The organism is Synechococcus sp. CBW1006 (genome assembly GCF_015840525.1).
Lineage (GTDB): Bacteria > Cyanobacteriota > Cyanobacteriia > PCC-6307 > Cyanobiaceae > CBW1002.
On the sequence record NZ_CP060396.1, the window covers coordinates 2,993,813 to 3,019,254 of the forward strand.

Annotated in this window: 29 protein-coding genes; 9 read left to right on the plus strand and 20 right to left on the minus strand. The window is 65.3% G+C overall.

Features of this window, described 5'->3' with window-relative positions; genetic code table 11:
• Nucleotides 1-6 precede the first annotated feature (6 nt).
• Together H8F26_RS14605 and H8F26_RS14610 are read right to left on the minus strand one after the other, a co-directional pair.
• Complete coding sequence (locus tag H8F26_RS14605) at nt 7-264, minus strand: hypothetical protein (protein ID WP_197155116.1); 258 nt, start codon at nt 262-264, stop codon at nt 7-9.
• A gap of 125 nt (nt 265-389) precedes the next feature.
• Nucleotides 390-1,154: a 3'-5' exonuclease gene (locus H8F26_RS14610; protein ID WP_370594630.1), complete on the minus strand. Its 765-nt coding sequence runs from the start codon at nt 1,152-1,154 to the stop codon at nt 390-392.
• Nucleotides 1,155-1,657: 503 nt separating this feature from the next.
• Between H8F26_RS14610 and H8F26_RS14615 the strand changes: the two genes are divergently transcribed.
• Both H8F26_RS14615 and H8F26_RS14620 read left to right on the plus strand, forming a co-directional pair.
• The gene (locus tag H8F26_RS14615; protein ID WP_197155118.1) at nt 1,658-2,122 is read left to right on the plus strand and encodes a peroxiredoxin; all 465 of its coding nucleotides are present in this window, start codon (nt 1,658-1,660) and stop codon (nt 2,120-2,122) included.
• A gap of 39 nt (nt 2,123-2,161) precedes the next feature.
• Nucleotides 2,162-2,917, plus strand: a complete 756-nt coding sequence (locus H8F26_RS14620; RefSeq protein ID WP_197155120.1) for a DUF1350 family protein — start codon at nt 2,162-2,164, stop codon at nt 2,915-2,917.
• Between the two features lie 16 nt (nt 2,918-2,933).
• Here the strand turns inward: H8F26_RS14620 and H8F26_RS14625 are convergent, their stop codons facing one another.
• On the minus strand, nt 2,934-4,133 hold the full coding sequence (locus tag H8F26_RS14625) for an ABC transporter substrate-binding protein (RefSeq protein WP_197155121.1): 1,200 nt from the start codon (nt 4,131-4,133) through the stop codon (nt 2,934-2,936).
• A 193-nt stretch (nt 4,134-4,326) separates the two neighbouring features.
• Between H8F26_RS14625 and H8F26_RS14630 the strand changes: the two genes are divergently transcribed.
• Complete coding sequence (locus tag H8F26_RS14630) at nt 4,327-5,472, plus strand: hypothetical protein (RefSeq protein WP_231605237.1); 1,146 nt, start codon at nt 4,327-4,329, stop codon at nt 5,470-5,472.
• Between the two features lie 204 nt (nt 5,473-5,676).
• The gene (locus tag H8F26_RS14635) at nt 5,677-6,099 is read left to right on the plus strand and encodes a hypothetical protein (RefSeq protein WP_231605239.1); all 423 of its coding nucleotides are present in this window, start codon (nt 5,677-5,679) and stop codon (nt 6,097-6,099) included.
• Nucleotides 6,100-6,355: 256 nt separating this feature from the next.
• Here H8F26_RS14635 and H8F26_RS14640 read toward each other — a convergent pair whose 3' ends face one another.
• The 4 genes from H8F26_RS14640 to H8F26_RS14655 form a co-directional block, all read right to left on the minus strand.
• Nucleotides 6,356-6,541, minus strand: a complete 186-nt coding sequence (locus tag H8F26_RS14640) for a hypothetical protein (protein ID WP_197155124.1) — start codon at nt 6,539-6,541, stop codon at nt 6,356-6,358.
• Between the two features lie 26 nt (nt 6,542-6,567).
• Entirely contained in the window at nt 6,568-7,068 is a 501-nt protein-coding gene (locus tag H8F26_RS14645) for a hypothetical protein (RefSeq protein ID WP_197155125.1), read from the minus strand.
• A 157-nt stretch (nt 7,069-7,225) separates the two neighbouring features.
• The gene (locus tag H8F26_RS14650) at nt 7,226-7,543 is read right to left on the minus strand and encodes an HPF/RaiA family ribosome-associated protein (RefSeq protein WP_231605241.1); all 318 of its coding nucleotides are present in this window, start codon (nt 7,541-7,543) and stop codon (nt 7,226-7,228) included.
• A 299-nt stretch (nt 7,544-7,842) separates the two neighbouring features.
• On the minus strand, nt 7,843-9,339 hold the full coding sequence (locus H8F26_RS14655; RefSeq protein WP_197155126.1) for a dienelactone hydrolase: 1,497 nt from the start codon (nt 9,337-9,339) through the stop codon (nt 7,843-7,845).
• Nucleotides 9,340-9,628: 289 nt separating this feature from the next.
• On the opposite strand from H8F26_RS14655, the gene H8F26_RS19570 reads away from it, so the two are divergent.
• From H8F26_RS19570 to H8F26_RS14670, 3 genes are all read left to right on the plus strand, one after another.
• Nucleotides 9,629-9,886, plus strand: coding sequence for a hypothetical protein (locus tag H8F26_RS19570; protein ID WP_231605242.1), 258 nt, complete (start codon nt 9,629-9,631; stop codon nt 9,884-9,886).
• 483 nt (nt 9,887-10,369) lie between these two features.
• Nucleotides 10,370-10,864, plus strand: a complete 495-nt coding sequence (locus tag H8F26_RS14665; protein ID WP_231605244.1) for a sodium-independent anion transporter — start codon at nt 10,370-10,372, stop codon at nt 10,862-10,864.
• Between the two features lie 42 nt (nt 10,865-10,906).
• A complete protein-coding gene (locus tag H8F26_RS14670) occupies nt 10,907-11,824 on the plus strand; it encodes a polyphosphate kinase 2 family protein (protein ID WP_197155127.1) in 918 nt (305 codons plus the stop codon).
• A 114-nt stretch (nt 11,825-11,938) separates the two neighbouring features.
• Here H8F26_RS14670 and H8F26_RS14675 read toward each other — a convergent pair whose 3' ends face one another.
• Both H8F26_RS14675 and acs read right to left on the minus strand, forming a co-directional pair.
• A complete protein-coding gene (locus tag H8F26_RS14675; RefSeq protein WP_197155128.1) occupies nt 11,939-12,487 on the minus strand; it encodes a hypothetical protein in 549 nt (182 codons plus the stop codon).
• A gap of 47 nt (nt 12,488-12,534) precedes the next feature.
• Nucleotides 12,535-14,502, minus strand: coding sequence for an acetate--CoA ligase (acs, locus tag H8F26_RS14680; RefSeq protein ID WP_197155129.1), 1,968 nt, complete (start codon nt 14,500-14,502; stop codon nt 12,535-12,537).
• A gap of 172 nt (nt 14,503-14,674) precedes the next feature.
• On the opposite strand from acs, the gene H8F26_RS14685 reads away from it, so the two are divergent.
• Complete coding sequence (locus H8F26_RS14685) at nt 14,675-15,316, plus strand: HAD family phosphatase (protein ID WP_197155131.1); 642 nt, start codon at nt 14,675-14,677, stop codon at nt 15,314-15,316.
• A 94-nt stretch (nt 15,317-15,410) separates the two neighbouring features.
• Nucleotides 15,411-15,860, plus strand: a complete 450-nt coding sequence (locus H8F26_RS14690; RefSeq protein ID WP_197155133.1) for a hypothetical protein — start codon at nt 15,411-15,413, stop codon at nt 15,858-15,860.
• Between the two features lie 43 nt (nt 15,861-15,903).
• Here H8F26_RS14690 and H8F26_RS14695 read toward each other — a convergent pair whose 3' ends face one another.
• From H8F26_RS14695 to H8F26_RS14745, 11 genes are all read right to left on the minus strand, one after another.
• Complete coding sequence (locus tag H8F26_RS14695; protein WP_197155135.1) at nt 15,904-16,404, minus strand: ATP-binding protein; 501 nt, start codon at nt 16,402-16,404, stop codon at nt 15,904-15,906.
• 3 nt (nt 16,405-16,407) lie between these two features.
• On the minus strand, nt 16,408-16,509 hold the full coding sequence (locus H8F26_RS19575; RefSeq protein WP_231597873.1) for a sugar transferase: 102 nt from the start codon (nt 16,507-16,509) through the stop codon (nt 16,408-16,410).
• A 5-nt stretch (nt 16,510-16,514) separates the two neighbouring features.
• Nucleotides 16,515-16,820 carry a hypothetical protein gene (locus H8F26_RS14705; protein ID WP_197159370.1) on the minus strand — a complete coding sequence of 102 codons (306 nt, stop codon included), beginning with the start codon at nt 16,818-16,820 and terminating at the stop codon, nt 16,515-16,517.
• On the minus strand, nt 16,817-19,345 hold the full coding sequence (locus H8F26_RS14710) for a type II CAAX prenyl endopeptidase Rce1 family protein (protein ID WP_197155139.1): 2,529 nt from the start codon (nt 19,343-19,345) through the stop codon (nt 16,817-16,819). The genes H8F26_RS14705 and H8F26_RS14710 overlap by 4 nt, the downstream gene beginning before the upstream one ends.
• Before the next feature lie 119 nt (nt 19,346-19,464).
• Nucleotides 19,465-20,382, minus strand: coding sequence for a helix-turn-helix domain-containing protein (locus H8F26_RS14715; RefSeq protein WP_197155141.1), 918 nt, complete (start codon nt 20,380-20,382; stop codon nt 19,465-19,467).
• Nucleotides 20,383-20,384: 2 nt separating this feature from the next.
• Nucleotides 20,385-20,765, minus strand: a complete 381-nt coding sequence (locus H8F26_RS14720; protein WP_197155143.1) for a hypothetical protein — start codon at nt 20,763-20,765, stop codon at nt 20,385-20,387.
• A 77-nt stretch (nt 20,766-20,842) separates the two neighbouring features.
• Nucleotides 20,843-21,814: a solanesyl diphosphate synthase gene (sds, locus tag H8F26_RS14725; RefSeq protein ID WP_197155145.1), complete on the minus strand. Its 972-nt coding sequence runs from the start codon at nt 21,812-21,814 to the stop codon at nt 20,843-20,845.
• A gap of 32 nt (nt 21,815-21,846) precedes the next feature.
• Complete coding sequence (murI, locus tag H8F26_RS14730; protein ID WP_197155146.1) at nt 21,847-22,662, minus strand: glutamate racemase; 816 nt, start codon at nt 22,660-22,662, stop codon at nt 21,847-21,849.
• Entirely contained in the window at nt 22,659-23,741 is a 1,083-nt protein-coding gene (locus H8F26_RS14735; RefSeq protein WP_197159243.1) for an N-acetylmuramoyl-L-alanine amidase, read from the minus strand. The genes murI and H8F26_RS14735 overlap by 4 nt, the downstream gene beginning before the upstream one ends.
• A 35-nt stretch (nt 23,742-23,776) precedes the next feature.
• Nucleotides 23,777-24,595, minus strand: coding sequence for a carbon-nitrogen hydrolase family protein (locus tag H8F26_RS14740; protein WP_197155148.1), 819 nt, complete (start codon nt 24,593-24,595; stop codon nt 23,777-23,779).
• Nucleotides 24,596-24,680: 85 nt separating this feature from the next.
• The gene (locus H8F26_RS14745) at nt 24,681-25,436 is read right to left on the minus strand and encodes a 2-phosphosulfolactate phosphatase family protein (protein ID WP_197155150.1); all 756 of its coding nucleotides are present in this window, start codon (nt 25,434-25,436) and stop codon (nt 24,681-24,683) included.
• Nucleotides 25,437-25,442 lie beyond the last annotated feature (6 nt).

The window sequence follows — 25,442 nt, forward strand, 5'->3', positions numbered from 1 at the left end:
CTGGGCTCATTCCAGCCGTGTCACCACGCCCATCCTGCGCAGCCAGCGATTGACGCGTCGCCGCAGGCGTGGCGGCACCTCCTGCAGCAACTGGCCCAGTTCCAGGGCCGCCAGGCGATGCAGGGCCCGGACGTCCACCCGCCAGAGCGCTTCGGCTTCCCGGATCAGCCGCGCCCAGGTGCGCACGTTCTTCCAACGGCGGATGCGCTGCTGCGGCACATCGACCAGAGACCAGTGGGGGCCGGGCTCACTTCCGCTGGTCATCACTGCAGCCCGGCACGTGGCTTCTCCAGCCTGTTGAGTCCTGGCTGTTTTGTCTTCAACTCAGTCGCAGGAGTTCGGAGTTGGACGGCGACTCAGATCCGCTTGTTTCGGTCGGATTGATCCGGTCAGGCCGAGCGAGGCAGTGTCCGCCGGGTGGGCTGGCTGCTGCCGGTGATGGCTCCAGAGCCTGCTGGTCGCTCCTCTCGATCGAGTTCGACCTGCTGGACGGGAAAGCCCAGGGCCTGCACCTCAGACTCGCTCAGCCGGCGGCTCCAGGCTCCTGGCACGGGGTCGTTCCAGCGAAAACCCGCCTCCTTGGCGCGGTGGCGTTCCGCATAGCTGAGGTTGGCGCGGTAGAGATGGCGCGGTTCCTGGGCCGCGGCCAGCAGCGTGTCCAGATCGCTGCAACGCTCGAACACCTGGGCCAGGTAGATGCAGTCGGTGAGGGCGCGATGGGCGGCCCAGACGGGGACCCCGTAGGCCAGGGCCAGGTCCCGCACGGAGGGGTTGGAGCGCAGGTGCTTCTCGGCCGGCCAGCGGATCTCCTCCATCGAACAGATCCAGGGCCGCTCCAGGGCCGGCAGCTCCCCGTGGCCGAACCACTGGCGATCGAAGGCGGCGTTGTGGGCCAGCACCGCATCGGCGGCGGCGGCCATCGCCAGGAAGCACTGCAGCCCGGCCTGCCAGGGCTGCTCCAGCCGTGTCCACTCGGCGGCGATGCCGTTCACATGCTCTGCCGGATTGGCGTTGCAGGGCAGCAGGAACGACACCTGGCTGAGCACGGCGCGGCTGGGGACATGGAACAGCACCGCCCCCACCTCGATGCAGCTGCCATCGGCAGGGGAGAGAGCTGTGGTTTCGGTGTCCAGGATCAGGAGGCGCTGCGGCACCGCTGATGGCGCAGCAGGCTGCAATGCCGATTGCGACGCCGATCGCGAAACCGATTGCGAAGCAGTGGTGGATGGGGCCTGGGACTCGGAATTGGAGATGGACACGGTTCTGGGGATCTCAACCGGCATGGGCGCTGGCGTGGATGCCGGGTTCTGTGGCTCCGTCTGCCGTGATGGTTCCGGTTGCTCGCCCTCTGAGTCCTGGGAGGCGATGGTTGTCTTCAGAGCAGGGTCTGCTGTGTCGAGGGCCGGCTCCGGCGCAGGTTCTGGATCCCTGGGCGCAGGAGCGCCCGTCTCCACAGATCCGCCCAGCAGGCTGAGCAGGTCGTCCTGGTGCCACTGATTGGAGTGCGACTGACTGGAGTGCGACGCCATCACCGCCCTGCTTGCCGCCCCATGCTCTCAGCCGCAGGGGCTCTGCGCAGCAAGCACCCTCCGTCCCAGTGGATCCGCAGCGTTCTGTCAGTCAGCCTGCTTAGGGTTTGGGTTCTCTCCATAAGCTCTTGGCACGCCCCCTTGCCCCCGGTGATCGGGCCCCCCTGGTGGCCCTGCCTGATCAAAACGGCGTTGAGCGGCGCAGCGATCAGCTGGGCGGCAAGGCCCTGGTGCTGTTTTTCTATCCCAAAGACGACACCCCGGGCTGCACGATGGAAGCCTGCGCCTTCCGTGACAGCTACACCGACCTGCAGGCCCTCGGCGCTGAGGTATGGGGCGTGAGCGGCGATGACACCGCCAGCCATCAGCGCTTCGCCAGCCGTCACCAGCTCCCCTATCCGCTGTTGGTGGATCGGGGCAACGGCCTGCGCAAGGCCTTCGGGGTGCCTGGGGTGCTGGGCCTGCTTCCGGGGCGCGTCACCTATGTGATCGATGGGCAGGGCACGGTGCGGCATGTGTTCAACAACCTTCTCGATGGCCCCGCCCACCGGCGTGAGGCGATCCAGGCCCTGCAGCAACTTCAGCCAACCTGAGGCCAGAGGGGCGTCGGTCGATCAACAGGAGCAGCGGGTATGGCGCGATGGTGGCAGCAGGGGGAGCTCTGGCAGCTGGAGCCGGCCGGCGCGCCGCGGGGCCTGATCGAGTTCATCGGTGGCAGCTATCTGGCTGCCACCCCCCAGCTCAGCTACCGGCGTTTCCTTGAGGCCCTGGCGGCTCGCCACTGGCGGGTGCATGCCTGGAGCTACGTGCCAGGCTTCGATCACCAGGCCCAGGCCAGTGCCGCCTGGCGGTTGTTCCGACGGTTCCGGCTCGGCGACGACGCCACCACGAGTGGCTTCCCAACGCCGGGACCCACCTCCGGTCCGCTGCTGCGGCTGGGCCACAGTCTCGGCTGCAAGCTGCATCTGCTGGCTCCGGATGGCGGTCGCCGCTGTGACGGGTTGGTGGCCCTGAGCTTCAACAACTTCTCGGCGGAGCGTTCGGTGCCGCTGCTGGCGGAACTGGGACAACAATTCAAGTTCCGCAGTGAGTTCAGTCCCTCGCCGGAGGAAACCCTGCTCCAGGTTGGGGCCACCTACCGCCAGCCCCGCAACCTGCTGGTGCGGTTCAACCGCGACGGCATTGATCAGAGCAACCGCTTGCTGGGGGTGCTGCAGGCGCGGTCCGGTGATTGCTCCGAGCTGCTGGAGCTGCCCGGTGACCACCTCACCCCCGCCAGCGGCGGCCTGCGCAAGCAGCTGCTGGGCGCCTGGGCCGACGATCCAGCCCGGCAACGGGGGATGGAACGGCTGGTGGATCAGATCACGGCCTGGTCTGGGGTGCCTTAGCCAGGAGCGCCACAGATCAGGGCTCCCACGTCTGGGAGCCCAGGTAGGTCAGCTCCACGAAGTCGCTGGCTTGCCGGTCGCTGGGGCTCAGTTCCAGGGGAAAGCCGCCCAGATCGACGCGCCCCATCGACTCCAGGGCCTGGGTCAGCCCCTTGCGACTGGGGTTGGGCCCGGCCCGCTGCAGCCCTTCGCTGATCAGGCGGGCGGCGAGGAACCCTTCCAGGCTCGTGAAGCCGTACTGGGGCTCGGTGGCTTGCCGCTGCATCAGCCGCTGGTACTCCGCCACCACCGGGATCCGGCGGTTCCAGGGGAAGGGCACCACCTGGCTGATGCCGATCCCGGTCGACTGGCCATCGGGCAGGGCCTGCTGCAGGGCCCGGCTGCCCACGAAGGAGACCGTCATCAGCTGCGCCTTGCTGCCCAGGGTCAGCAGGTCGCGGCTGATGGCTGCCGCACCGGGGTAAGAGCTGATGATCACCACCCCGCTGGGGTTGGCCGCCTGCAGGGTGCGGGCCGCAGTCTTGGTGGCGCTGGAGTTGCGCTCCACGCCGGCCGTGGCCACCGGCTGGAGTCCATGGCGCTGCAGGGCCCGTCGCGTGGCGGCCAGCCCGTCGTCGCCGAAGGCATCGTTCTGGTGCAGCACGGCGATCCGGTGGCGGCCGGCGCGCACCAGGGCAGCGACGATCTGGTCGAGTTCCGCCTGGTAGCTGGCCCGCAGGTTGAACACCAGCGGCCGCCGCGGCTCCCTGAGCAGCATCGCTCCGGTCAGGGGGGCGACCAGGGGGATGTGTTCGCGCTCCACCGCCGGCAACACGGCCTTCACGGTGGGGGTGCCGACGTAGCCGAACAGGGCCAGGACCCTGTCCTGCTGGATCAGCCTGTCGGTGTTGCGGCGGGTCAGTTCCGGTTCATAGCGGTCGTCGTGGCTCACCAGGCGGATCCGGCGTCCATGGATCCCACCGCGGCGGTTGACCTCCGCGAACCAGGCCTGGGCGCCGAGCCGATACTCCTGGCCCAGCTGGGCAGAGGGGCCGCTGAAGGGTGCTGACTGTCCCAGTACGAGCTCCGGAGCGCTTGCGGCGGATCCAGGAGCACCGGAGATCCTTGCTGTCGCTGCCGTCGCCATCGAGGGCAGGCGCAGCACGCTCGGCAGTAGGGCAGCCAGGGGAAGGACGACCAGGGCCAGGGCCGCCTTGCCGGCAGTGCTGCCGGTCATCCCTAGGGTCAGGCGTGGTGGCAAGGCGCCAATGCACTCCGATGAGCCCTTGCCTGAGTCCGGTCTCCCGGAACCGCCAGGTCCAGAACCGAGAGGTTCCGAAGGCAGGGCGCCCGGTCGACGGCGGAAGCGCTGGAATGGTCTGGCCATTGGGTCCGTTGTTCTTGCCGTCGCCCTGTTGATTCTGGGGCTGATGCGGATCGATGTCGCCCAGGTGCGCAGCCGAGACTCGCTGCGGCTGTCCTCGGCCTCCCGGGCCCTCAGCACCGATCCGGCCCTGCTGGCCGGCGGTGGATGGACCTCCCTGCGAGGGGAGCGGCTGAACGCGACGGAAGCCCGCGAAGACCAGGTGGCTCTGGAACGGGCCGCGAACCATGTGCAGGTGGGGGTGTATGTCAACAGCACCTACGACCTCGAACTGAACATCCCCAGCTATTCGTCCAGTGGCTACGTGTGGCTGCGCTGGGACGAGCCCCTGCAGCGCTATCTCGAAGCGCAGAACACCAGCATCGACCGCCGCTTCACCCTGCTCAACGGCCTGCTGTCCGATGCTGATCCGGTGTTGCGGCCCCTGGTCGATCGTCCGGTACGCCTCGCTGATGGCAGCTTTTACCAGTTGTTCAACTACATCGGGCGCTTCTACATCGACAAGGCCAGTTTCCGCCACTTTCCCTTCATGACCGTGAGTCTGCCCCTGGTGCTGGAGGTCGACGACGTCGATGGCGCCCTCGACTACACCAGCCTCCGGCTCGAACCGGATCTCCAGAACAGTGGCATGGGGCTCTACGCCGGCATCATCGGCTGGCTCAACCGCGGCTGGTCGATCGCGGAGTACCGGCACCACTACGCCACCAACTTCGGTCTGGGTGGTGCCGAGAACGATTACAGCCAGGTGGTGTTCGATATCTCCTTCGGCATCTCCGCCTGGGCAGCCTTCTGGCGCCTGCTGTTGCCCCTGGCGGTGCTGATGGTGATGGTGCTGCTGGTGTTCAAGGTGCGGCCCGATGAACAGGATGCCCGCGCCAGTATCCCGGTCACGGTGCTGCTGACCCTCGTGTTTCTGCAGCAGACCTACCGCGCGGAGTTGCCCCAGCTGCCGTTCCTCACCTTTCTCGACCAGGTGTACGTGGTGGCCTACGTGGTCACCCTGATGGCGTTTGTGCTGGTGATCTGGATCGGCCGCCGCTACAGCGACATGGAAGCCATGCCCGATGGGGACGGCAAGGAGATCCTGCAGCAGCGGCTGCATCGCCTTGATGACATCTGGCCCCTGGCCATGGTGTTGATCAGTGGCCTGAGCATCTGGCTCTGTTGGGTGAACCTGCCGCCAGGCGGATGACAACTCCCAAGTGGATGGTGATGGTCCAGGCAACCTCCTCCTCCAGGGTTGAACGCAGGCGGAGCAGGAGCGTCTGCCGGCCAAGCCCTCCGTGGGCGACATCGTGGTGGGCCGGATCCGAGGCGCCGGCAGCCGCCGGATCCTGCTGATGGTCCACTACGACACCATGTTCCCGGTGTGGCGGATGCCAAGGGTGGGTCCGTGATGATCCTGCGGGCCCTGGAGCTGACGGCCGAACGGAACGTCCGCGATTTCGCCACGATCACGGTGCTGTTCAACCCCGATGAGGAGATCGGCTCGCGCGGATCGGCGGATCTGATTGCCCGCCAGGCCCACCTGATCCTGGCTCTGCAGACCCTGAGCGATTCAGCCAAGAGCACCACGGTCCACTGGACCCGCATCCGCCCTGGCGAGAGCCCCAACGTGATCCCCATCCGGGGCAGCCTGCCCGTGTCGCTCAATCTGGCCGGTGGCCTCGATGCCCCGAACCTGGGCCAGGCGATCGAGAAGGTTCAGCTCTTTGGCGTGGATGTGAAGTGCGGTGTCAAGGGATCCGATGGCTTCAAGGATCCGGTCAGCATGCACGCCTTTCTGGCTGCCGTGCGGCAGAAGGATTTCAGACATTGATCGGATCCATCGGATCCATCGGATCTATGGGAGCTATCTCTGCCAACGATGCTGTTGGAGCCATCAGACCATGCGCTGGGAAGGCTTCGCGGGAATTTGATGAATGGAGCCCAGGAAGGCTCCTCTGTTGGGATTGAGCTATGCGGTTTTCAGCGCTTTGTCAGCCTTAAAGACCTTGGTGTCTATCCAGCTGTTGTGCTCTGCCAGCAAACAGATGTGATCCAATCGGTTCATGGCGAATCCGGGCAGCCTGCCTTCATAGAATGCCCGCTTCCAGTTGTTTCAGGTCAATGAATTCCGGAGACTTGACGCCAGCCTCCACCCTGATTCTTTCCAGCTTTGGCGAGTCGAAAAAGCGCCTTGCATTGTCAAGTGAGGTCCAGGCGGGATAGTCGGCAACCTCGTGGATGATGAGCACGTGCTGCGTGGATGGAGGCGTCATGGGATCGGCATGGAGGTGCTGGATTCTCACCACTGGGTGCCAACAAAATCAATCGTAGCTTCGCTGGTGCTGTTGGCAGGAAACCTGACCTTGATTTCTCTGCTGTAGACAACCTTGACGCCAGGAAGATAAAAGCTGGTCAGCTTGCCATCTGGAAACGTCACGACTGATTGTCGTTTCTCAGCATCTTTGACAAACTCGCTGTTCTGAGGCGAGGAGTATGTTCGCGTTAGCGCCTCAAGCAGCTTGGCGCCATCCTGCGTTTGAAGGCGAAATCTTGACGTCACCGTGAAATCCTGAAAGCCACCGCAGGCAAAGGCATCAATTTTGATCTTCTCGGGAAGGGGCTCCTTGAACATGGTGCGGAGAAACTGGATCTGCAAGTCTTGATGTCGTCTGCCGAATCCGAAGTCGCAGGCAGAGGCGAGTGAGAAGCCGTTGCGAAGCAAGTCAAAGACAACAGCCCATCCAGCGATGATCAATACAACTATCGTCAGAGTCAACGGACGTTTCATCCAGGCGCCCATTGTGCTCGATCAGTGGTAGGTCGTAGCTCTTTCCATTGTCCAGGCCGATCTGGAAGGCAGGCCTGACTGGGTACCAGAGACTCTGGTCGGCAGACACTTTTGGCGCGATTCGCTGGTATGTTACAAGAGATAAGACTGAGTGCTGACTGATCAAAGGCTAGTGATTGTCAAGCTTGCCTAGTTCACTTTCCAGTAACCTCACCATCTTATGGGCAGCGCCAGATACCGCTTGATCAATGGTCGTGGATTGATCGCTGACAGATGTTGGTTGTCGTCCCGCGAGCCGTGCCTCCAGCAGGCATCGCTTGTCAACGGGGCCAGACTTTGAGGCACTGTTCTCGTCGCTCAGGTGAACTTCCAGCCTGGTGATATGATCGGTGAAGCGTGCCAGAGTGTGATTCAAGGTTGTTTCGACACTTTGTGCCAAAGCTTCATGCCCAGAGATGTTCTTGTCTGTATTGACTTGAATCTGCACGGTTCTCTCCAGTGTGGATGAATGTTGTTTGTCTGCCTACTCACTAGCAAGACTTGGATGGTATGCCCATCATGGCTTCACATCCCGATATCAGAGGCTGATCATTGCTCCCTCTGCCCCCTCGTTCTCTACCTTCCTCTCCCTCTCTCCCCGTCTCCCTCCCATTCGTTCTGGGGAGCACTATCTTCCCTCTGATTCCTACATATGCAGGGGCGATTGAGCCGTTCCCTTCGCTGATCCAGCCAGGCAGCCAAGGCTGAGGTGACACGGTTCACGTGATCAGGCGGAGCAGGGTTCCATCAGGGCGTCGGCAGCGCCGGAAGCTGGGGAGTCACATCCACCAGGGCGAAGCTGGTGTCACCCCAGCCATCCGCTGGCAGCAACGCTGGTGCGCTGGGTCCCGGTGCGGCGGCCGGCCCCGCTGCGAAGGCGCCCTCTGTCCAGGCCAGAAGCAGGCCACGCAGGGGGCCGCCACCGTCGGCTTCGATCGAGCGAAGGTTGAAATGGTCTCCCCCCTGGGCCAGCACGAGGCGATGGCCACCGCCACTGTTGCGGGCTTCCTGGGCCATCGGTGTGATCGCCTCGGGCCCTGCCGGTACCACCCAGTCCTTGCTGCCGCTCACGAGCAGGACCCTCCCATTCATCGCCTTGGCGGCTCCCACATCAAAGAGCAGGCGCATGGGCGGGCTCACCGCCACGACGGCCGTGACCCGGGGGTCAGCCCCGCCGGCCCGGTTCGCGCTGGTCAGGAAGCTGCACTGGAGCACCCAGCTGAGGTTGCGGGCCGGATCCCTCAGGTTCTCGCAGGAGCGACCCAGCTGCAACACCGTGGTCGCCCCCCACGACTGACCCATGGCCACCACCTGGTCCGTGCGCACGGGGGCCGGCAGAGCCAGGCTGCCGGCGGCGGCGGCATCGATCGCCGCTGACACATCCAGGGGGCGCAGCCGCAGGTCGTCGGGGTTCGGCGGCGGCACCCGACCGGCGAGCATGGCCTGCTGCTGGGCCTGGTCACTGCCCGGATGGCGGGGCAGCAGCACGGTGTAGCCGTGGCTGGCCAGGTGAGCGCCCCAGCCCTCGAAGTTCACCGGATCGTCCCAGAGTCCATGGGAGATGACCACTAGACGGCCGTTACCATCGCTGCTGGGCGCCATCGTGACCACCTGGAGTGGCTCGGGGCGGTGCGAGACGGCGATGGCCACCTGCTGGCGGATCGGCTTGATGGGCCCTGGAAGGCTGAGGGCCGGATCGATGCCGGCCGGTTTGCCGCTGTTGATCAGGCTTTCGGCGGGTTCCTGCTGACGCACCAGCCGATCCAGTACGAACACCACCTGATCCAGTTCGATCGAGGCGCTGCGTCCGGGGAGCACCTCCAGTACATCCAGCAGGCTGAGGTGGCCCTTGGCGGAACGTCGTTCGAGAGTCGCCACGATCTGTTGAGGATCGGGAGGGGTCTCCAGGCCATCGACCCGCACCAGTGCCTCCAGAATCAGCAGCACCTGAGCCATCAGGGGAGAACCCGCCGATTCCTTGGCGATGGCTCCAATGGGGATGGGAAGGGGAGCCTGAAGCAGGGAGATCAGCCGGCTGCCGAACTTGCCATTGGTGGCTTGATCGAGCTGGGCCAGATCGCTGGTTCCGGTCAGCAGGCTCTTGGGATCTTTCAGTTCCGCCACCCGCACACTGACGCCGGTGTCGACCAGAGGAAGGCGGATTTCAATCAGTTCCAGGGCCTTGGCCGGTGGAGCCAGGATCAGCCCGAGGGCGAGTAACGGGATCGGGCGCAGAAGCGGCATGGTGAGATGGATGGCAGGGCAGCCAACCCGCAGGTGAGCCAGCAGACTGTTCAGTCTCTGGAATGGAGAGAATCTGACATGGCCTCATGCGGCCAGTGGCGAGCAAGTTCGACTGGACCAGCCCAGCCAGATGTGCGGAACGACAGGCGAGCCTGACGCACACTGGAGTCAATCGTTCGTGCGCCTCTAGCGCAGGCCCTGGACATTGGCCTCAGGATCGGTGACTCAGTTCATCGGATTCCACGTCATGATTGACCACAATCCTTGAATACGGAAGATTCTCTTATCCTTGGCGGCAACGGTGATGGCGTTGCCGCCGGCAGTTGCCGACGCGGCTCCCTACGGCACCTGGCTGTCCCAGCCTCAGATCTGGTTTCATTCCACCAAGGGCAGCCTGAGCCAGGTCATGGCCCAGATCCGTAGCGAACACTATCAAGTTGTCATTCTGGATTATCGAAAAGTATCGGATTCCATGCAACAGGAGGTTGCGCGGGAAGCACTTCAGGCTGACGGCATTCAGGTGGAGCACCATTGTTGCCAGCTATAGACAGCCTGACTTCTACATGTTCCGCAGGGCCTTTGCCAATCCATTTCTCTGCAGCATCCAACCTTTTGAGGAGGGGCTGACTCCCCGTGCTGGGTGCTATCAACTGGATGTGTAGTGCTTTACGCCTCAGGCGCTCCACAGGTGTCAAGCTCGCGGATCAGATGGGCGCCGTCGTGAGTTTATCCACGCCGAACACCCTGGGTTTTCAGGCAGTACTCGGTGGGCGACGATTCAATACGTTTCTCTGGCCTGGCTTGAAGGACTGAAAAACTCAGCAGAGAGCTGAACAGTGAGCTGAACCGGAGAGTTCAGCTGAAAAGAAGTGCTGATGCAACTGAACCTGGATTCCGGTCGGGCCCTGCTGGTGGCCGTTGTTCAGAATGGCCTGGCCCGGCAGTTCCACCGCTTCCACCCCATTCTCGATTCCACCATCGCCGCCACTGCGTGACATCCCTGCTTCAACGGCTGCCGCGACCAGCTGGATTGCTGCCGCTGCAGCGTCATCAGCTGGCCACCGATGTGCTGGCTTCGCCTGGGATTCTGGCCTACCGCTTCGAGGCCAATCTGTTCTATGCCAATGCCAATCGCTTCACTCAGGAATTGATGGCGATCACCAGTCAACCGGATGCCGTGATCCGCGGCCTGGTGGTGGATGCCTCCGGCATTGATGACATCGACTACTCCGCTGCCAAGGCCCTGCTGGAACTGCGTGACCATCTCCGCCAGTCAGGGATCGAGTTTGCCCTGGTCACCAGTTCCACGGCCATGTTGAAGGAGCTGCACCGATTTGGCATGGGGATCGGGACTGGAGACAACAGTGTTGGCATCTTTGCGACAGTGAAGCAAGCCATTCACGCACTATATGCACATCTTTGCCCAATGACCTCACCTTCTGCGATGCCTGTCATGGCGGCTTTCGCATTGAGACCTGCATCATCAATAACTTTATGGTCCTGTTCAATCGAGACTTCCCGTTAGCCCATAGATTGGATGTCAGGAGTGGTTAGAACCAAACCCACCATGAACAAAGAACAAAGGAAACTGATTCAACGAGCCAAGGACTTCGCCAAGCCTTTCCGCGTCGATGACGGAGAGTCGTTCAGGCTGAAGGATATCGATCCCAACAATACGCTCCATCTTGAACAGGAGCACAAACCCCAGGCCAAGGAAGCTCTGGCCCTGGGCGTTGAGCTGCTGGCGGCGTTTCAGGACATGCTCTATGCCCAGGACCGCTGGGCTATGTTGCTGGCCTTTCAGGCCATGGATGCTGCCGGCAAGGACGGCACCATCAAGCATGTGATGAGCGGGGTCAACCCCCAGGGTTGTCAGGTCAGCAGCTTCAAGGCGCCTTCATCTGTAGACCTGGATCACGACTTTCTCTGGCGCTGTAATCTCGCCCTGCCAGAGCGGGGGCGAATCGGCATCTTCAATCGTAGCTACTATGAGGAGACGCTGGTGGTGCGTGTCCATCCTGAGCTTCTGCATCAACAAACACTGCCGGAGCCGTTGATGGGCAAGGACATCTGGAAAGAGAGATTCCGCGATATCCGACACTACGAACAATATCTCTCTAATAATGGTGTGGTTGTGCGCAAGTTTTTCTTGCATCTCTCAAAAAAGGAACAGAAGAAACGCTTTCTTGAGCGGCTTGAGACTCCCGAAAAGAACTGGAAGTTCTCGGCCAATGATATCAAGGAGCGCGCCTACTGGGACGACTACATGAATGCCTACGAGGACATGATCCGAAACACCGCAACCAAGGTTGCCCCATGGTATGTCGTGCCAGCTGACAACAAGTGGTTCACGCGGATCGTGGTGGCGGCAGCCATCATTGAGACTCTGGATTCATTGGATCTGAAGTATCCTGTGATCACTGAAGAGGCTCGTCAGCATCTCGAGGCCGCCAAGCAGCAACTGCTCAATGAAGATAAAGCCTGACTCTGAATCTGAATCTGCTGGCCAGCCTCTTGAGATACTGTCTTCAACCATGGAGTTGAATCTCGGGCCCTGGTTCGATCCGATTGCTGGGTTGCCCAGTTGTCCAGACTCTGCTTAGCCTTTGGAGTCCATATCGATCTTTGACTTCAGCCGTTCCAGTTCTTCCCTCATCTCCTCGATCACCTGTCTGGAGTTGTCGATATTGCGGTCCACGCGACCGCGCTCTTCATCCTGGTAGTTGCGTAACGACTTGAGCATCAGCCCAGCTCCCCCTCCAATCATGAAGACCATGGCGATCAGGCTCCAGAGGCTGGCTGGTCTGAAGCTGAACAGGAGGCTCTGCAGTACGGCAGCTCCAATCGCGGCTGAGGATGTCCAGATCAGGAACCAGCCCAGTTTTCGGTAGACATCCGCCAGCAGGAAGGCAACTCCTGTTCCAAAGGGGATCATCAGCAGGCCGAATCCCTGGCCACTCCCAAATGCAAAGAGCCCACCAAAGAAGGATCCACCTCCCCGGTTCCATCCGCGCCCCGAGTGAATGCCAAAGCCGATCCCGGTGCTGGAACCCACGATCACCTGATTGGTGAACAGAAAGATCCCGGCTGCAAACAGAGCACTGCCAATCAGGAACAGGAAAAAGTCCTGGACGGGCTTTCGGGTCATGGATCGTCTCGTTTTCCTGGATGGAGCGCCTGGTTGGTGACCATGCTTCAGACTCTCAGCTGATCCAGCACCGAACGATCTTCCAGGGTTGAGGTGTCGCCGCTCACCTCTTCACCGGCAGCCAGGGCCCGCAGTATCCGGCGCATGATCTTGCCACTGCGGGTCTTGGGCAGGGCATCGGTGAAGCGGATCTCATCGGGTCGGGCGATCGGTCCGATCTCTTTCCCCACATGGGCGCGCAGCTCGGCGATCAGGGACTCCTCGCCCTCTTGGCCGGCATCGAGGGTCACGAAGGCGACGATGCCTTCGCCCTTGAGCTCGTCGGGTCGACCCACCACTGCCGACTCGGCCACGGCCGGATGGCTGACCAGAGCCGATTCGATTTCCATCGTGCCCAGACGGTGGCCCGAGACATTGATCACGTCGTCGACCCGGCCCATCACCCAGTAGTAGCCATCGGCATCGCGACGGGCGCCATCACCGGCGAAATAGAGCCAGCTGCCATCGGCTGGACGGATGTGCTCCCAATAGCTCTTGCGGAAGCGCTGCGGATCGCCATGCACTGTGCGCATCATCCCGGGCCAGGGACGACGCACCGCCAGATATCCGCCCTGATCCGGTCCCTGGGAGTTGCCCTCCAGATCCACCACATCGGCTGCGATGCCCGGCAGGGGCAGGGTGCAGGAGCCCGGCTTGGTGGGGATGGCGCCCGGCAGGGGGCTGATCATCACGCCGCCGGTCTCGGTCTGCCACCAGGTATCCACCACCGGGCAGCGGTCGCCGCCGATCACATCCCGATACCACATCCAGGCCTCGGGGTTGATCGGCTCCCCCACGCTGCCAAGGATCCTGAGGCTGCTCATGTCGTACTGGTCGGGCACAGTCCGGCCGTTTTTCATGAAGGCGCGGATGGCGGTGGGTGCGGTGTAGAAGATCGTCACCCTGTGCTTCTGGATCACCTCCCAGAAGGCTCCCGGTTTGGAGGGCCGTGGTGCGCCCTCGTACATCACGGTGGTGGCGCCATTGGAAAGGGGGCCGTAGACGATGTAGGTATGGCCTGTGATCCAGCCCACATCCGCCGTGCACCAATGGATGTCGTGCTCGCGCAGATCAAAGATCCACTGGAAGGTGAGATGGGCCCAGAGGTTGTAGCCGGCGGTGGTGTGCACCACCCCTTTCGGTTTGCCCGTGGATCCTGAGGTGTAGAGCACGAACAGGCGGTCTTCACTGGCCATCGGCTCAGCGGGGCAATCGCTGCTCTGGCCCTCGACCAGCTCGTGCCACCACTGATCGCGGCCGGAGGTCATCGCCACCTCCTGGTTGGTGCGCTGCACCACCAGCACCTGTTCCACGCTCGGGCAGGCGCCACCGGCCAGGGCCTGATCCACCGCTGGCTTGAGGGCTACGGCCTTGTCCTTGCGGAAGCCGCCATCGGCGGTGATCACCGCCTTGGCGGCGCCATCGTTGAGCCGATCCCGCAGGGCATCGGCGGAGAAGCCGCCGAACACCACCGAATGGGGGGCGCCGATGCGGGCGCAGGCCAGCATGGCGATCGCCGCCTCCGGCACCATCGGCATGTACAGGGCCACCAGATCGCCCTTGCCGATGCCGAGCGCCTTGAGCGCATTGGCCGCCTGGCACACCGCGGCGTGCAGCTGCCGGTAGGTGAAGCGCCGCTCATCGCCGGACTCTCCCTCCCAGATCAGGGCTGTCTTGTCGGCTCGGGGGCCCTCCAGGTGCCGATCGAGGCAGTTGAAGCTGAGGTTTGTGGTGCCCCCCTCAAACCAGCGGGCGAAGGGAGGGTTGCTCCAGTCGAGCACCGTGTCGAAGGGCTCGAACCAGTGCAGGTGCTGGCGTGCCTGCTCACCCCAGAAGGCATCGGGATCGGCTTCGATGCGTGCCACCAGGGCCTCGTAGGCCTCCATGCTGCCGATGGCGGCGGAAGCGGCCAGCTCCGCTGGCGGCGCGAACACCCGCCCCTCCTGGAGCACGGATTCGATCGTGGTTTCGCCCATCGCAACCAACCTGCCGGCCAGATGGCATTCAAGCGAGGCGCCCCGGACGGCGGCTGTGGGGTGACACGCTTGTTCAAGTGTGCAGGTCCAGGCTGCGGCTGCGGGAGGCTGCGGGGCTGCGGCTGTGGTGATGCGGCTGCAGTGAAGCATCCTCAGGCGCGAGGATGCGCTGATGCCTCCCCCTGCCGCCTGCCTGTTCGACCTGGATGGTCTCCTGCTCGATACCGAGCCCCTGCACGGCCGGGCCTGGCGCGAGGCGGCCTGCCATTTCGGTGGGGATCTCACCGAGGCCCAGCTGCTCGATCTGCGGGGTCGGCGGCGCCTCGATTGCGCGGAGCAGGTGCGGAGCTTGCTGCCGGGGTCTGTGAGTGTGGAGGCTTTGCTGGCGGTGCGCCAGCCGATTGCGGAAGCCCTGCTGGGCCAGGCCCTGCCGATGCCCGGTGCCCCCGAACTGGTGCAACGCTGCCACCAGCTCGGCATCCCCATGGCCCTGGCCACCAGCAGTGCAGAGGCCTCTGTGGCGATCAAGGCCGCTCCCCATCCCTGGCTCTCACTGATTGTGGAGCGGGTGTATGGGGACGATCCGGAGCTGCGCCAGGGCAAACCGGCACCGGACATCTTCCAGCTGGCTGCCCAACGCCTGGGGGTGAACCCAGGCGACTGCTGGGCCTTTGAAGACTCCCAGGCCGGTTGTCGCTCGGCCCTGGCGGCTGGCTGCCACGTGCACGTTCTGGTGCCACCGGGATCCGCCTGCACGGCTTACCCTGCCGGCGTGGTGTGCCTGACGTCCCTGGAGCAGGTCCATCTGTCCTGAGCGTTCTCTGTCGCGGCTCCTGCCACAGCTGGCCGCTCTGATGATGGTCGGGTCCTGCGGGCTGGGCCCGACGTCGTTTTTCCCTCTTCGCGCTGTGAAGCTGCCCTCGGCTCCTCCTGATCTGCAGGTGCGCGGCACACTCTTCACCACCCATCATGATCGGGTGTCGCCCGCCTGTTCCTGGCGTTTCTGGTATCTGCAGCACAGCAAGAAGGTGTGGTTCCGGGTGCCGGATCCGGAGCGGGTTCGGCAGAAGCGCCCGGTGTTCACTTACCAGGGCAGTCCGATCCTGCATGTGAGCGAAGTTGGAGCCGCTCGGGGGCGCCACGTCTACGCCGGTCGACCTCCGGTGGTCTGGGGTGATTCCGTGGGCTATGGCTGGGCCAGGGGTCCGCAGGACACCAACCTCTTTCTGGAACTCTGGACACGCTGGACCTGGCTGCATCCAGAGGCCTGTGGCCGGCCAGACTGGTTCCGCGTTGATCTGTTCGCTCCACCGGCTGGTCCCGATGCCAATTCAGGGCATTCAGCTCACCGGGGCTGAGCTCAGGCGTTCTCAGCCCAGGCGTTCGTCATCGCAGGCAGTCTCAGTCCAGGGGGTGCTCCAGCACCAGCACATTGCCGCCGTCGGGAAGTCCGTCGTAGCGGATGGACCAGCCGAAATCCTGCTGCAGTTTGCGCAGCATGATCAGGCCCCAGTGAGCATCCCGCATCGGCAGGATCGGCAGGCCGTCGTCATCGAGGCTGGGAAGATCCTCTGAGCCATCATCAGAGTCGGCCCCCTCCTCCGGTTCGCTCCAGGCCGCTTCCATGTCAAACGGATCGCCCTGATCGTGGATGCAGAGCCGTAGGGTGCCGCTAGTGCAATCCAGGCGCACCACCACCTCCGGTGGCGGCAGGAGGGTGGCATGGGCGTGACGCACCGCATTGGTGAAGGCCTCCACCAGGGCTGTCTGTGCCTGGATCCACACCATGGGATCCACCCCGGCGGGCTGTTGTTGCTCGAACCAGTCGAGCAGCTCAGCAATGGCATCGAGGTGGCTGGCGAAGCGACGCTCGCGATCGCCGCCGGGGCCTGGTAGAGCCATGGATCAGGCGGCTCCGGAACGCTTGCTGAAGATCACCAGGAAGGTGCGCACGATCAGCTTGAGGTCATAGGCCAGGCTCCAGTTCTCCTGATAGCGCAGATCCATCTTGATCACGTCTTCGAAGTCGAGAACCTTGGAGCGGCCACCTGGCGGTCCGTCTGCCGCGCCTCCAGCCCGGTGCGCGACAGAAACCACTGGCGATCCTCATCCACCAGCGAGATCACGGCGATCGGAACGCCGAACAGCTGGCTGGTGAGCTGGGTGATCTGGTCGAAAGCCTGACTGGGTGGCTGGTCGAGGATCTGATAGCGCCGCAGGGCCCGCAGTCGGCCGGCTTCATCAGACGGGATCGGAATGCCCCCGTCGGCTCCCGCGTCTGGTGAAGGGTCGGCGGTTGTGGAGCTGCCGTGGTTCACCGTGATCGCACTGGGGCAGGGGCTGCTTCCGTGGCCTCGACTGGCCTCGATGTGAATCTTAGGCGGCCTTCCAGGGGGCCCAGCCACAGGCTCACGGCCAGCCAATGGATCAGCACCGGTGGCCCCAGGGATCCGGTGGCGGCGAAGGCCACCAGGCAGACCACGGCCAGCCCCAGGCATTGGCTCAGGAAGCGGCCGTCGCTGAAGACCCTGCGCGCCGCTGGGTACCAAAGAGCCGCCGCCAGGGGGTGATACAGCACGAACAGGCCGGTGGAGAGGGCTCCCCAGGCCAGGCCTGTGGCGAGAGACGCGCCGGAATCGGGCTGGGGCAGCAGGGCCACCCGGAACACCAGTTCCTCGCCGATCGCCGGCATCGGCAGCAGGGCCAGGCTGGAGACCAGCCCCGGCAGTGGCTTCGGCCAGCGCCAGTGGCGGGGCAGGAAGCCGTTACGCCGTCCGCAGGCCAGCGCCACTGCGCCGTAGCCCACCAGCAGGACCGCCGTGAGCGTCACTCCGGTGGGCGTCAGGGGGGTGAGCAGGGCCGAGGCGATGCGGCTCAGCAGGGTCGCCAGGGGGGGGATCCGGCCCAGCAGCAGGGTCGGGGCCAGGGGTTCGAGGCTGGGATCGCCGCCGGCCACCTGGTTGGTGCGCAGCAGCAGCAGCGGTGAGCCATGGCGCAGAAACACGCTGGCCATGGCGTCGTGGGCACCGCGCGGCAGCAGCGACCGCCAGCTCAGCAGGATGTCCGTCACCGATTGGCCGCGCCGGAACGATGTGGCCTCGGCACCCGTGAGGCCGGCACGACTGATCGCGACCTCGACCCGTTCAGCATTGCCCTGCCAGTCGGAGCGGGCCATCCCCAGGGGGGTGAGCAACCGATCCAGGTCATCGGCCAGCTCCTGCTGCTGGCGGAACACCCGGCTGCTGGGGTCGTCGGGATGGGCCTTCAGCCAGGCGAGCAGGGCCGGATCCGCCTGCACCTGGGTGCGCAGTCGGCGCAGGGCGGCATAGAGCGCCTGGCTGGAGTCCTGCACGCAGGAGGTGGCCGGAGTGACGCTCGAGAGACCGGTGCCGTCGCCGCTGCGGTAGCGGGCCATCAGCACTTCCGCCTGAAGCCCCAGTTCATCCAGCAGGGACAGCCGGGTGCCACCGATGCGCAGCTCGCTGAAGGTGTCTTCGGGGATCAGCACATCCGAGACAGGGCGGCTACCCAGCCAGCCCCGCTGCAGATCGCCCATGTAGGCCGACCAGTCCTGGGTGCCGGCGACGATGCCGTTGGGGTTGTTGGCGTAGATCTGGTGGTAGCGGATCGCCAGGCGCGGCTGGCCCGTGAAGGGGTCTTCCACCACGCTGGCCTCACCGAGGGCGAAGTGGCCCGTGATCGTGGTGCTGCCCCGCGCCTCTCCGCCGGGGCCACCGATGCCGCCGAACAGGTGGAGCACCAGGGCGCGGCGGCCGAGCGTCCAGGCAGGGCCAATCGTTTCAGCGGTCCCCGTGGCTGTTGCCCCGCCCGTGGTCGCCGCTACGCCCATGGCATCAGAAGAGCCCTGCAGCAGGATCCGCCCGAGGCTGCCGCGCCGCTCCGGAGTGTGGAGCCAGTTCCCCTCGCGCAGATACCGAAGCCCCGCATTCAGGCCCGGCACCTGTTGATCGGCGCCGGGGCGGATCAGCTGGCGGGGCTCCAGGGCCTGCACGGTGAACAGCCCGTTGGCGTCCTGGGCTCCGTAGAGGTACCAGCCATCCGAACCGGCCGGGCTGCCTGCCAGCCCCCTGGGGGTCGACAGCCAACGGCCGTTGCGATCCCGGGGCTGCTGGGGCAGGCGCATGGTCTGCTCGGGGCCATCAAATCTGCCGCTGCGGCGGTTGAAATGCCGCACGAGCAGGCTCTCGCCGTTGGGTCCGCTCTGCTTCACGATCCGCACCAGCGCCACCCAGCGACCGGTGATCTGCAGCGGTGGCCGCCCGATGGTCAGGGTTGGCGGTGTTCCGGCCACCACCTCCACCTGCTCCAGGCGCACCTGCAGATCGTCGTTGGGCCGTGCCCCCGCCAGGCTCTGCAGCGGACCGACCCGGCGGCGTCCATCCAGGCGGCGCGGCACCACATTGCCGGCGGCCTCGGCCCGATCGGCAGCCGCGCCGAGGTGGATGTCGGTGCGGACGGCCTCCACCAGTGCCCGCAGTCGGGGGGTGTCCTGCCAGGTCAGTCGCAGGGTCTGGCCCTGCAGCCGGCGGAAGCTGGCGGGGGTCTGTTCCAGCTGGATCCAGACCCAGTCGTCGTCGGCCCCGCCGCTGGCGGTCTGGACGCCGGCGGTGCCAGGGCTGGCCTCCGGCAGGATCAGCCGGCCGATCCAATCGCCATTGGATCGGAACAGCTCCGGATCCAGCCGTTGATCCACCGGGTAGAAGGCCGGCCGGTTGAATGCCGCCTGCTGGGCCAGGTCGTAGCTGGACACCCCGTCCGGCGGGGATGACCCGCCCAGGGGAGGCGCGTCGCCGGCCCAGCTCGCCAGGCCGATGCTGAGCATTCCGGCCAGAAGCAGGCCAAGGATCCGATGGATCGTGGCCCGGCAGGGGCTGAGCCAGCGACCCTGACGGGCCCCAGCAAACGATCGAGCTCTCGTGAGCCTGGAGGGTGGATCTGGCGTCAGGAGGGGTCTTCGAGGCGTTGGCCTTCGGCTGAGAAGCGATACCAGAGCACATCGTTGATGCGGCCCAATGGCTCGGCGGTCTGGCCGGCGCGCTCCACCATCAGCAGATCCGGCCGGCCGGCCAGCACCTCCAGGCCCTCGCCCAGGGAGAACCGGCTCGAGCCCTTGAACAGCCCGCGGTACAGGCTGTTGCCTTTGTCGTCTTTCACTTCAAGCCAGGTGGGTTCGCGGCTGCTCAGCTGCAGGCTGGTGCTGCTGGCTTTGGCTTGATCCGCTGGCTGGGAGCCGTTGCCTGCGGCCGGTATCGCATCGCCACCCTTGAAGCCACCGCTGCCCCAGCGCTGCCAGGCCAGGCCAGCCCCCAGCAGGGCCAGCAGCAGCACCGCCAGGGGAAAAAGCCGCCCGACCCATGGAGAGCCGGCAACTGGCGTGGGACCCACCAGCTTTGTGGAGGTCAACCCCGGGACCGCAGCTGAGGTGGAGCTTTGCGTGGCAGGCCGGGCCTGGACCGGCGGCGCTGCGCTTGAGGAGGGGGTGAGCGGGCGCTGGGGCTCGACGGTGGCGGACCTGATGGATCCAGCCGGGTGGTGAGCCCCGGGCCGGATGTCGAGCAGGGGCTCGATCACGCCGTTGGCATCAAGTCCGAGGCGCTTGGCGATGCGCCGCGCCTGGGCGATCACATACACCATCTCTGGAAGATGGGCGCGGTCGCCTGCCTCCAGGGCCTCCACCTGTTCGGCCCGCATATAAAGCTCTTCGGCCAGCGCCGATGTGGTCAGTCCCCGTGCTTCCCGCCCCTGCTTTAACTGGTGGCCCATCGACCGCAGGATCAGCTCCGGATCGGGTGGGGCGTCGGGGCCGTCCGGGGAGACGGCGGAAGCAGTGGCGTCAGAGTCGCGCGGGTTCTGGGTCACGGTTAACGGGGAGTGCCGTTGTAGTCCACCTGGCGAATGTCACGGCCGTCAGGCGAGATTAGAATCGTCGTCTGAATGGTGGCGGGCTTGTTCATGGTTTGCCAGCCGGGCACGCCCCCCAGAAATTCGAACAGATAACCCTGATCCGTGCGTTGGATCATGCAGTCGCCGCCGCCGCGCTGGTGCATGCAGGCAGCTGTGGTGTAGCGGCTCAGCCCGCCGTTGATGCGTTCCGCCTCCATCCGGGCCAGGTTGGCGGCTCGCACCTGGCTGGCGTCCATCTGCTGGGCGACCCCAGGGGATGCGCAGACCATCACCAGGGCGGCGGCTGCGGTGGTGGCAGCCAGCGGAAGGCTCCGGAGCGAGAATGACGGCAGGCCCATGAGGTGGAGTGCAGCTGCCTGCGTTCTAAGTCCGTGATTCTGCGGCGTCAGCCAACCCAGGTTGCACCGGCCCGGTCTCAGTACAGACGGCTCAGCACAAACTCCGGCAGGGCCAGCAGGGCGGTGCTGGCTTCGGAGGCCGGCAGCCACTGCAGGGCTTCATGGGCTTCGCGGCTGAACTGTTCGGCCAGGGCACGGGAACGGGGAATGGCCTCGCAGCCCCGCACCAGAGCCAGGGCCTGGTCAAGATCGCCCGCTTCACAGAATTCCCGCTCGATCAGCCCAGCCAGAGCTGGCTTCTCCTCCAGGGCGTAGAGCACCGGAGCCGTGAGGTAGCCGGCGGCCAGGTCGCTGGCGGCGGGCTTGCCGAGCTGCTGGTCGCTGCCGGTGAAATCGAGGATGTCGTCCACCACCTGGAAGGCCAGGCCCAGCTGACGACCGAAGCGATAGAGATCTTCCAGGCGTGGTTGCGGCAGGTCGGCCAGCACGCCGGCAGCGCGGGCGCTGTTGGCGATCAGGGAAGCGGTCTTGCAGTAGCTCTTTTCGAGGTACGTCTCGAAGCTCTGGCCGGTGTCGTAGCGGAACAGGCCCTGGCGTACTTCCCCGTCCGCCAGGTCCATGATCACCCGGCTGAGCAGTTTCACCACCTCGAGGTCGTCGAGGTTGGCCAGATGCCAGCTGGCCTGGGCGAAGAGGAAATCCCCTGCCAGCACCGCCACCCGATAGTTGAAGCGGCTGTGCACGGTGGCCACACCACGGCGGGTGGAGGCTTCATCCACCACGTCGTCATGCACCAGGGAGGCGGTGTGGATCATCTCGGTGATCTCGGCGAGACGCCGATGGCGGGAACCGAGGGCCCCATCAGGATCGATGGCCCGCGAGAGCAGCAACACGATGCCAGGCCTCAGGCGCTTGCCGCCGGCGGCGAACAGGTGCTCAGCAGCTGCCTGAAGGATCGGATGACCGGCTCCGATCAGGCTGCGCAGATCGGCAAGCAAGGCGTCGAGATCGGCCTCGACCGGCTGAAGAAGTTCTGCAACCGTGGCCACGACACCTCCCTGGTGAGCCGATCCTAGAAGGATCAGGAGGGCGTCCGGAGCTCCACCGTCTCCACCCGTGGCCGCCGCTCCAGCCAACGGGTCGCGGCCTTGGCGAAGCCACTGGCCGAGCCGGTGACGCAGTAGCGGTAGAGCAGCCTCGGCGGGTCGATCGGATCGTTCTCCAGGTCCACTTCCGGCGAATCGCCCAGGTTGCCGAGCAGGGGCCCGAGACGCCGGGCGGCAGCCTGGGCCGGATCGACCAGGCGAACCCCTTGAGGCAGCAGCCGGCGCAGCAAGGGGCGCAGCAGGGGGTAGTGGGTGCAGCCCAGCACGATCGTGTCCACCTCGCCGGCGATCATCGGCTGGAGGTACCCCCGAGCCGCCTCTTCCAGGGCTGGATCCTCCAGATTGCCCGCTTCGATCAGGGGCACGAAGGCCGGGCAGCCCACCTCGATCACCCGGGCCGTCGGACGGCAGGCATGGATCGCTCGGCCATAGGCCGCGCTGGCCGCCGTGGCTGGGGTGGCGAGTACCCCGATCCGGTCGCTGCAGAGTTCGCTGGCGACACTGTCGATCAGGCCCACCACTGGCACACCTGCTTCGGCCACGGCCACATCCAGGGCCAGGGCATTGGAGGTGTTGCAGGCCATCACCAGCACACCCACCCCCTGCAGCCGCAGCCAGTGCACCACCTCAGCGGCGATGGCGCGGATGTCGTCAGGGGTGCGCTCGCCATAGGGAACCCGGGCGGTATCCCCGAGGTAGAGGCAGGGGGAATGGGGGTAGAGCGCCTGGATCTGGCGCAGCACGGTCAGACCACCGAGACCACTGTCGAACAGGCCGATGAGAAGGCTCAAGAGCGTTGCAGGTACTCGAGGATTCCGGTCGCCAGGGCCAGGGCCATGCGGCGGCGGAAGTTCGGATCGGCCAGGCGGGGGGCGTCGATCCTGCCGGTCACGAATCCCATCTCCACCAGGGAGGCCGGCATCACGGTGCGGCGGATCACGTAGAAGCGCCCGGTGCGGACACCCCGATCCGGAGTGCCGGGAGAGATCGCCAGCATCTGCCGCTGCAGAGACGCGGCCAGCTGTCTGGAATTGCTGCCCTGGAAATAGAACGTCTCGATTCCGTTCACGTCCGGCCGCGCCATGCTCAGAGCGTTCGCATGGATGCTCACGAACACATCGGCGCGGTTGATGTTGGCCAGGGACACCCGCGGGGGCAGGTCGACGTCCACCTCGGAAGTGCGGGTCATCAGAACCTGCACGCCTCTGGCCTGGAGCAGCTGGGCCACCTGCAGCCCCACATCAAGCACCACGTTGGTTTCACGCAATCCACCGATCCCGACCGCACCTGGATCGGGGCCGCCATGGCCTGGATCGATCACGACCTTGAAGCGGCCTCTCGGCACCACTGGCAGGCCATCGGCTGACAGTGGTGTGGTGGCCGAACTGAAATTGCCGCCACCTCTGGTCCATCCGGCGCTGGCCACCGTGGCAGCGTTGATATCGCCCTCGCCCATGGCGACTGTCGAGCGCCTCGGAAGCCCCGGCAGATCCATGCGCCAGCGGTCGCGGGAGGTGCCGACCAGTCTCAGCTGGCGGGGGTCGAGACGGGTGCCTGGCTGAAACTCGACCACGAGTCGCGTGGTTCCGGGATCGGGCTTTCCGATCCGTACTTCTCGAATCGCTCCGCCACCGCTGATCGAGCGGCTGCGCTGGGGGGCGCCGGGCAGATCCACCCAGATCCGGGGGCCGCGCCCCCCGGATCCCTCCTCGAAGAAGGCCTGGATCTGAACGCCTGGGGTCGTGCGCAGCTCAAGAATGCCCTCGCGGGTGATGCGCCAGGCGCCAAGGGTGCTGGCAGCCCACGCGGGAAGCGCAGCGAACGCCAGCAGCAGTGGGGCAAGGAACAGCGGCAGGCGCTTGAGCGTCATCCGAAACAGGGGCATGCGAAAGAACGGCATACCGGTCAGAACAACGCCGGTTGGCGGTGCTGAAGGCTCGGCATCTGAGCCCTGACCCGGCCTTCGTGATCCCGATCCACCGGTGCCACGGCCAGGCCGGGGGCCACGCCCGCGTCGGCCAGCACCGTGCCCCAGGGATCGATCACCAGCGCATGGCCATGGGTCTGACGCCGGTCGTAGTGAAGGCCGGTCTGGGCCGGGGCCACCACATAGGCGGTGTTTTCGATCGCCCGGGCCTGGAGCAGCACCTGCCAGTGATCCTTGCCGGTGAAGGCGGTGAAGGCCGCCGGGATCATCAGCAGTTCGGCTCCCGCCTGGGCCAGGTGGCGATAGAGCTCCGGAAAGCGCACGTCGTAGCAGATCGACAGACCGATCCTGCAGAGGCCGGGCACATCCACCACGGGGGGCAGCTGCTGGCCGGGCTGCACCGTGGCCGACTCGCGGTAGGTGATGCCGTCCGGCAGGTCGACATCGAACAGATGGATCTTGTCGTAACGGGCCAGAAGCTGTCCTTCCTTGCCCACCAGCTCGGCCCGGTTGAAGGTGTGACCAGGACCGGCCGGCACGGGAAAACCGCCACCGAGCAGGGTCACCTGGTAGCGGCGCGCCATGGTGACCAGGAAGCGGCTGCAGCGCTCGGCCAGGTCGGCGGCCAGGTCGATCCGGGTGCTGTCTTCTCCCATGAAGGCGAAGTTCTCGGGCAGCCCCACCAGCTCAGCGCCACGGCGGGCCGCCAGTTCGATCTGCTCCTCGGCAGCCGCGAGATTGGCGTCAGGATCCGGAGTGCTGGTGAGTTGCAGTGCTGCCGCCAGAAAACTGCTCACCCGTCATCCCGTCACGACCGGCGAACTGTAAGGGACATGCCCAGCCCCTTCCAGCCCGCCGCTCTCTCCACCGAAAAGGGCCGGTTCAGCTGGCTTCCAGCACCCCTGGAGCGCTCTGCCGCGGCACGATCGTCAGGGTGTCCACGGCGGCGCAGCAGGCGAAGTCTTCGTCGTGGTTGCCAAGCCCGATCAGCCGCTGGCCGTGGCTGGCGGCACGCAGGCAGGTTTCGGTGTCGTGGCGCCACTGCTGCCAGAGGGCCAGAGCGGCGAGCATTTCGTCATTGCCGCAGCGCACGCCAACGTGGGGGGCCACCGCCATCTCCATGGCGGCCGAGGCCACCGCGCCGGCCGCGAGGCTGTCTTCCAGGGAGTAATCCCCCTCCCAACCGCTGCCCACGATCCAGACCCGCTCAGCGCCGGTCTCCACCAGTCGCCGGGCCACGGCGCTGCGGTTGGGCAGGCAGGCCGTGAGCAGCTGGGGCACCGCCTGCACCGCCGCCAGGGAGCGGGTGCCGTTGGTGGTGCTCATGAAGATGCGTTTGCCGGCCACCAGCTTCGGCACCACGGCCAGGGGCGAATTGCCCAGGTCGTAGCCCTCCACCCGCTTGCCGCCGCGCTCGCCGGCCTTGAGGCGATGTTCGGCGGGCCAGGCGGCGGCGGCGGTGTTCAGTTCCGTCAGGTCGGCGAAGGCCTGGATCGCTTCGGCGCCGTTCTTCAGGGACCAGGCGATCGTGGTGGTGGCTCGCAGCACATCGATCACCACCGCGGCATCCGGGCCGCCTTCCGCCACGGACGTCACCGGGGGGACGCATTCGGAGGTATGGAAATAGGACAGGAGCACGGCCGC

Bases quoted from the DNA above. Each gene is read 5' to 3' on its own strand.
- H8F26_RS14635 (WP_231605239.1), top strand. From the start codon at position 5,677: ATGATCCTGCGGGCCCTGGAGCTGACGGCCGAACGGAACGTCCGCGAT.
- acs (WP_197155129.1), bottom strand. From the start codon at position 14,502: ATGGGCGAAACCACGATCGAATCCGTGCTCCAGGAGGGGCGGGTGTTC.
- H8F26_RS14670 (WP_197155127.1), top strand. From the start codon at position 10,907: ATGAACAAAGAACAAAGGAAACTGATTCAACGAGCCAAGGACTTCGCC.
- H8F26_RS14710 (WP_197155139.1), bottom strand. From the start codon at position 19,345: ATGCTCAGCATCGGCCTGGCGAGCTGGGCCGGCGACGCGCCTCCCCTG.
- H8F26_RS14735 (WP_197159243.1), bottom strand. From the start codon at position 23,741: ATGACGCTCAAGCGCCTGCCGCTGTTCCTTGCCCCACTGCTGCTGGCG.
- H8F26_RS14605 (WP_197155116.1), bottom strand. From the start codon at position 264: ATGACCAGCGGAAGTGAGCCCGGCCCCCACTGGTCTCTGGTCGATGTG.
- H8F26_RS14620 (WP_197155120.1), top strand. From the start codon at position 2,162: ATGGCGCGATGGTGGCAGCAGGGGGAGCTCTGGCAGCTGGAGCCGGCC.
- H8F26_RS14685 (WP_197155131.1), top strand. From the start codon at position 14,675: ATGCCTCCCCCTGCCGCCTGCCTGTTCGACCTGGATGGTCTCCTGCTC.
- H8F26_RS14720 (WP_197155143.1), bottom strand. From the start codon at position 20,765: ATGGGCCTGCCGTCATTCTCGCTCCGGAGCCTTCCGCTGGCTGCCACC.
- H8F26_RS14625 (WP_197155121.1), bottom strand. From the start codon at position 4,133: ATGACCGGCAGCACTGCCGGCAAGGCGGCCCTGGCCCTGGTCGTCCTT.
- H8F26_RS14675 (WP_197155128.1), bottom strand. From the start codon at position 12,487: ATGACCCGAAAGCCCGTCCAGGACTTTTTCCTGTTCCTGATTGGCAGT.
- H8F26_RS14630 (WP_231605237.1), top strand. From the start codon at position 4,327: ATGCGGATCGATGTCGCCCAGGTGCGCAGCCGAGACTCGCTGCGGCTG.
- H8F26_RS14645 (WP_197155125.1), bottom strand. From the start codon at position 7,068: ATGGGCGCCTGGATGAAACGTCCGTTGACTCTGACGATAGTTGTATTG.
- H8F26_RS14695 (WP_197155135.1), bottom strand. From the start codon at position 16,404: ATGGCTCTACCAGGCCCCGGCGGCGATCGCGAGCGTCGCTTCGCCAGC.
- H8F26_RS14640 (WP_197155124.1), bottom strand. From the start codon at position 6,541: ATGACGCCTCCATCCACGCAGCACGTGCTCATCATCCACGAGGTTGCC.
- H8F26_RS14655 (WP_197155126.1), bottom strand. From the start codon at position 9,339: ATGCCGCTTCTGCGCCCGATCCCGTTACTCGCCCTCGGGCTGATCCTG.
- H8F26_RS19575 (WP_231597873.1), bottom strand. From the start codon at position 16,509: ATGGATCTGCGCTATCAGGAGAACTGGAGCCTGGCCTATGACCTCAAG.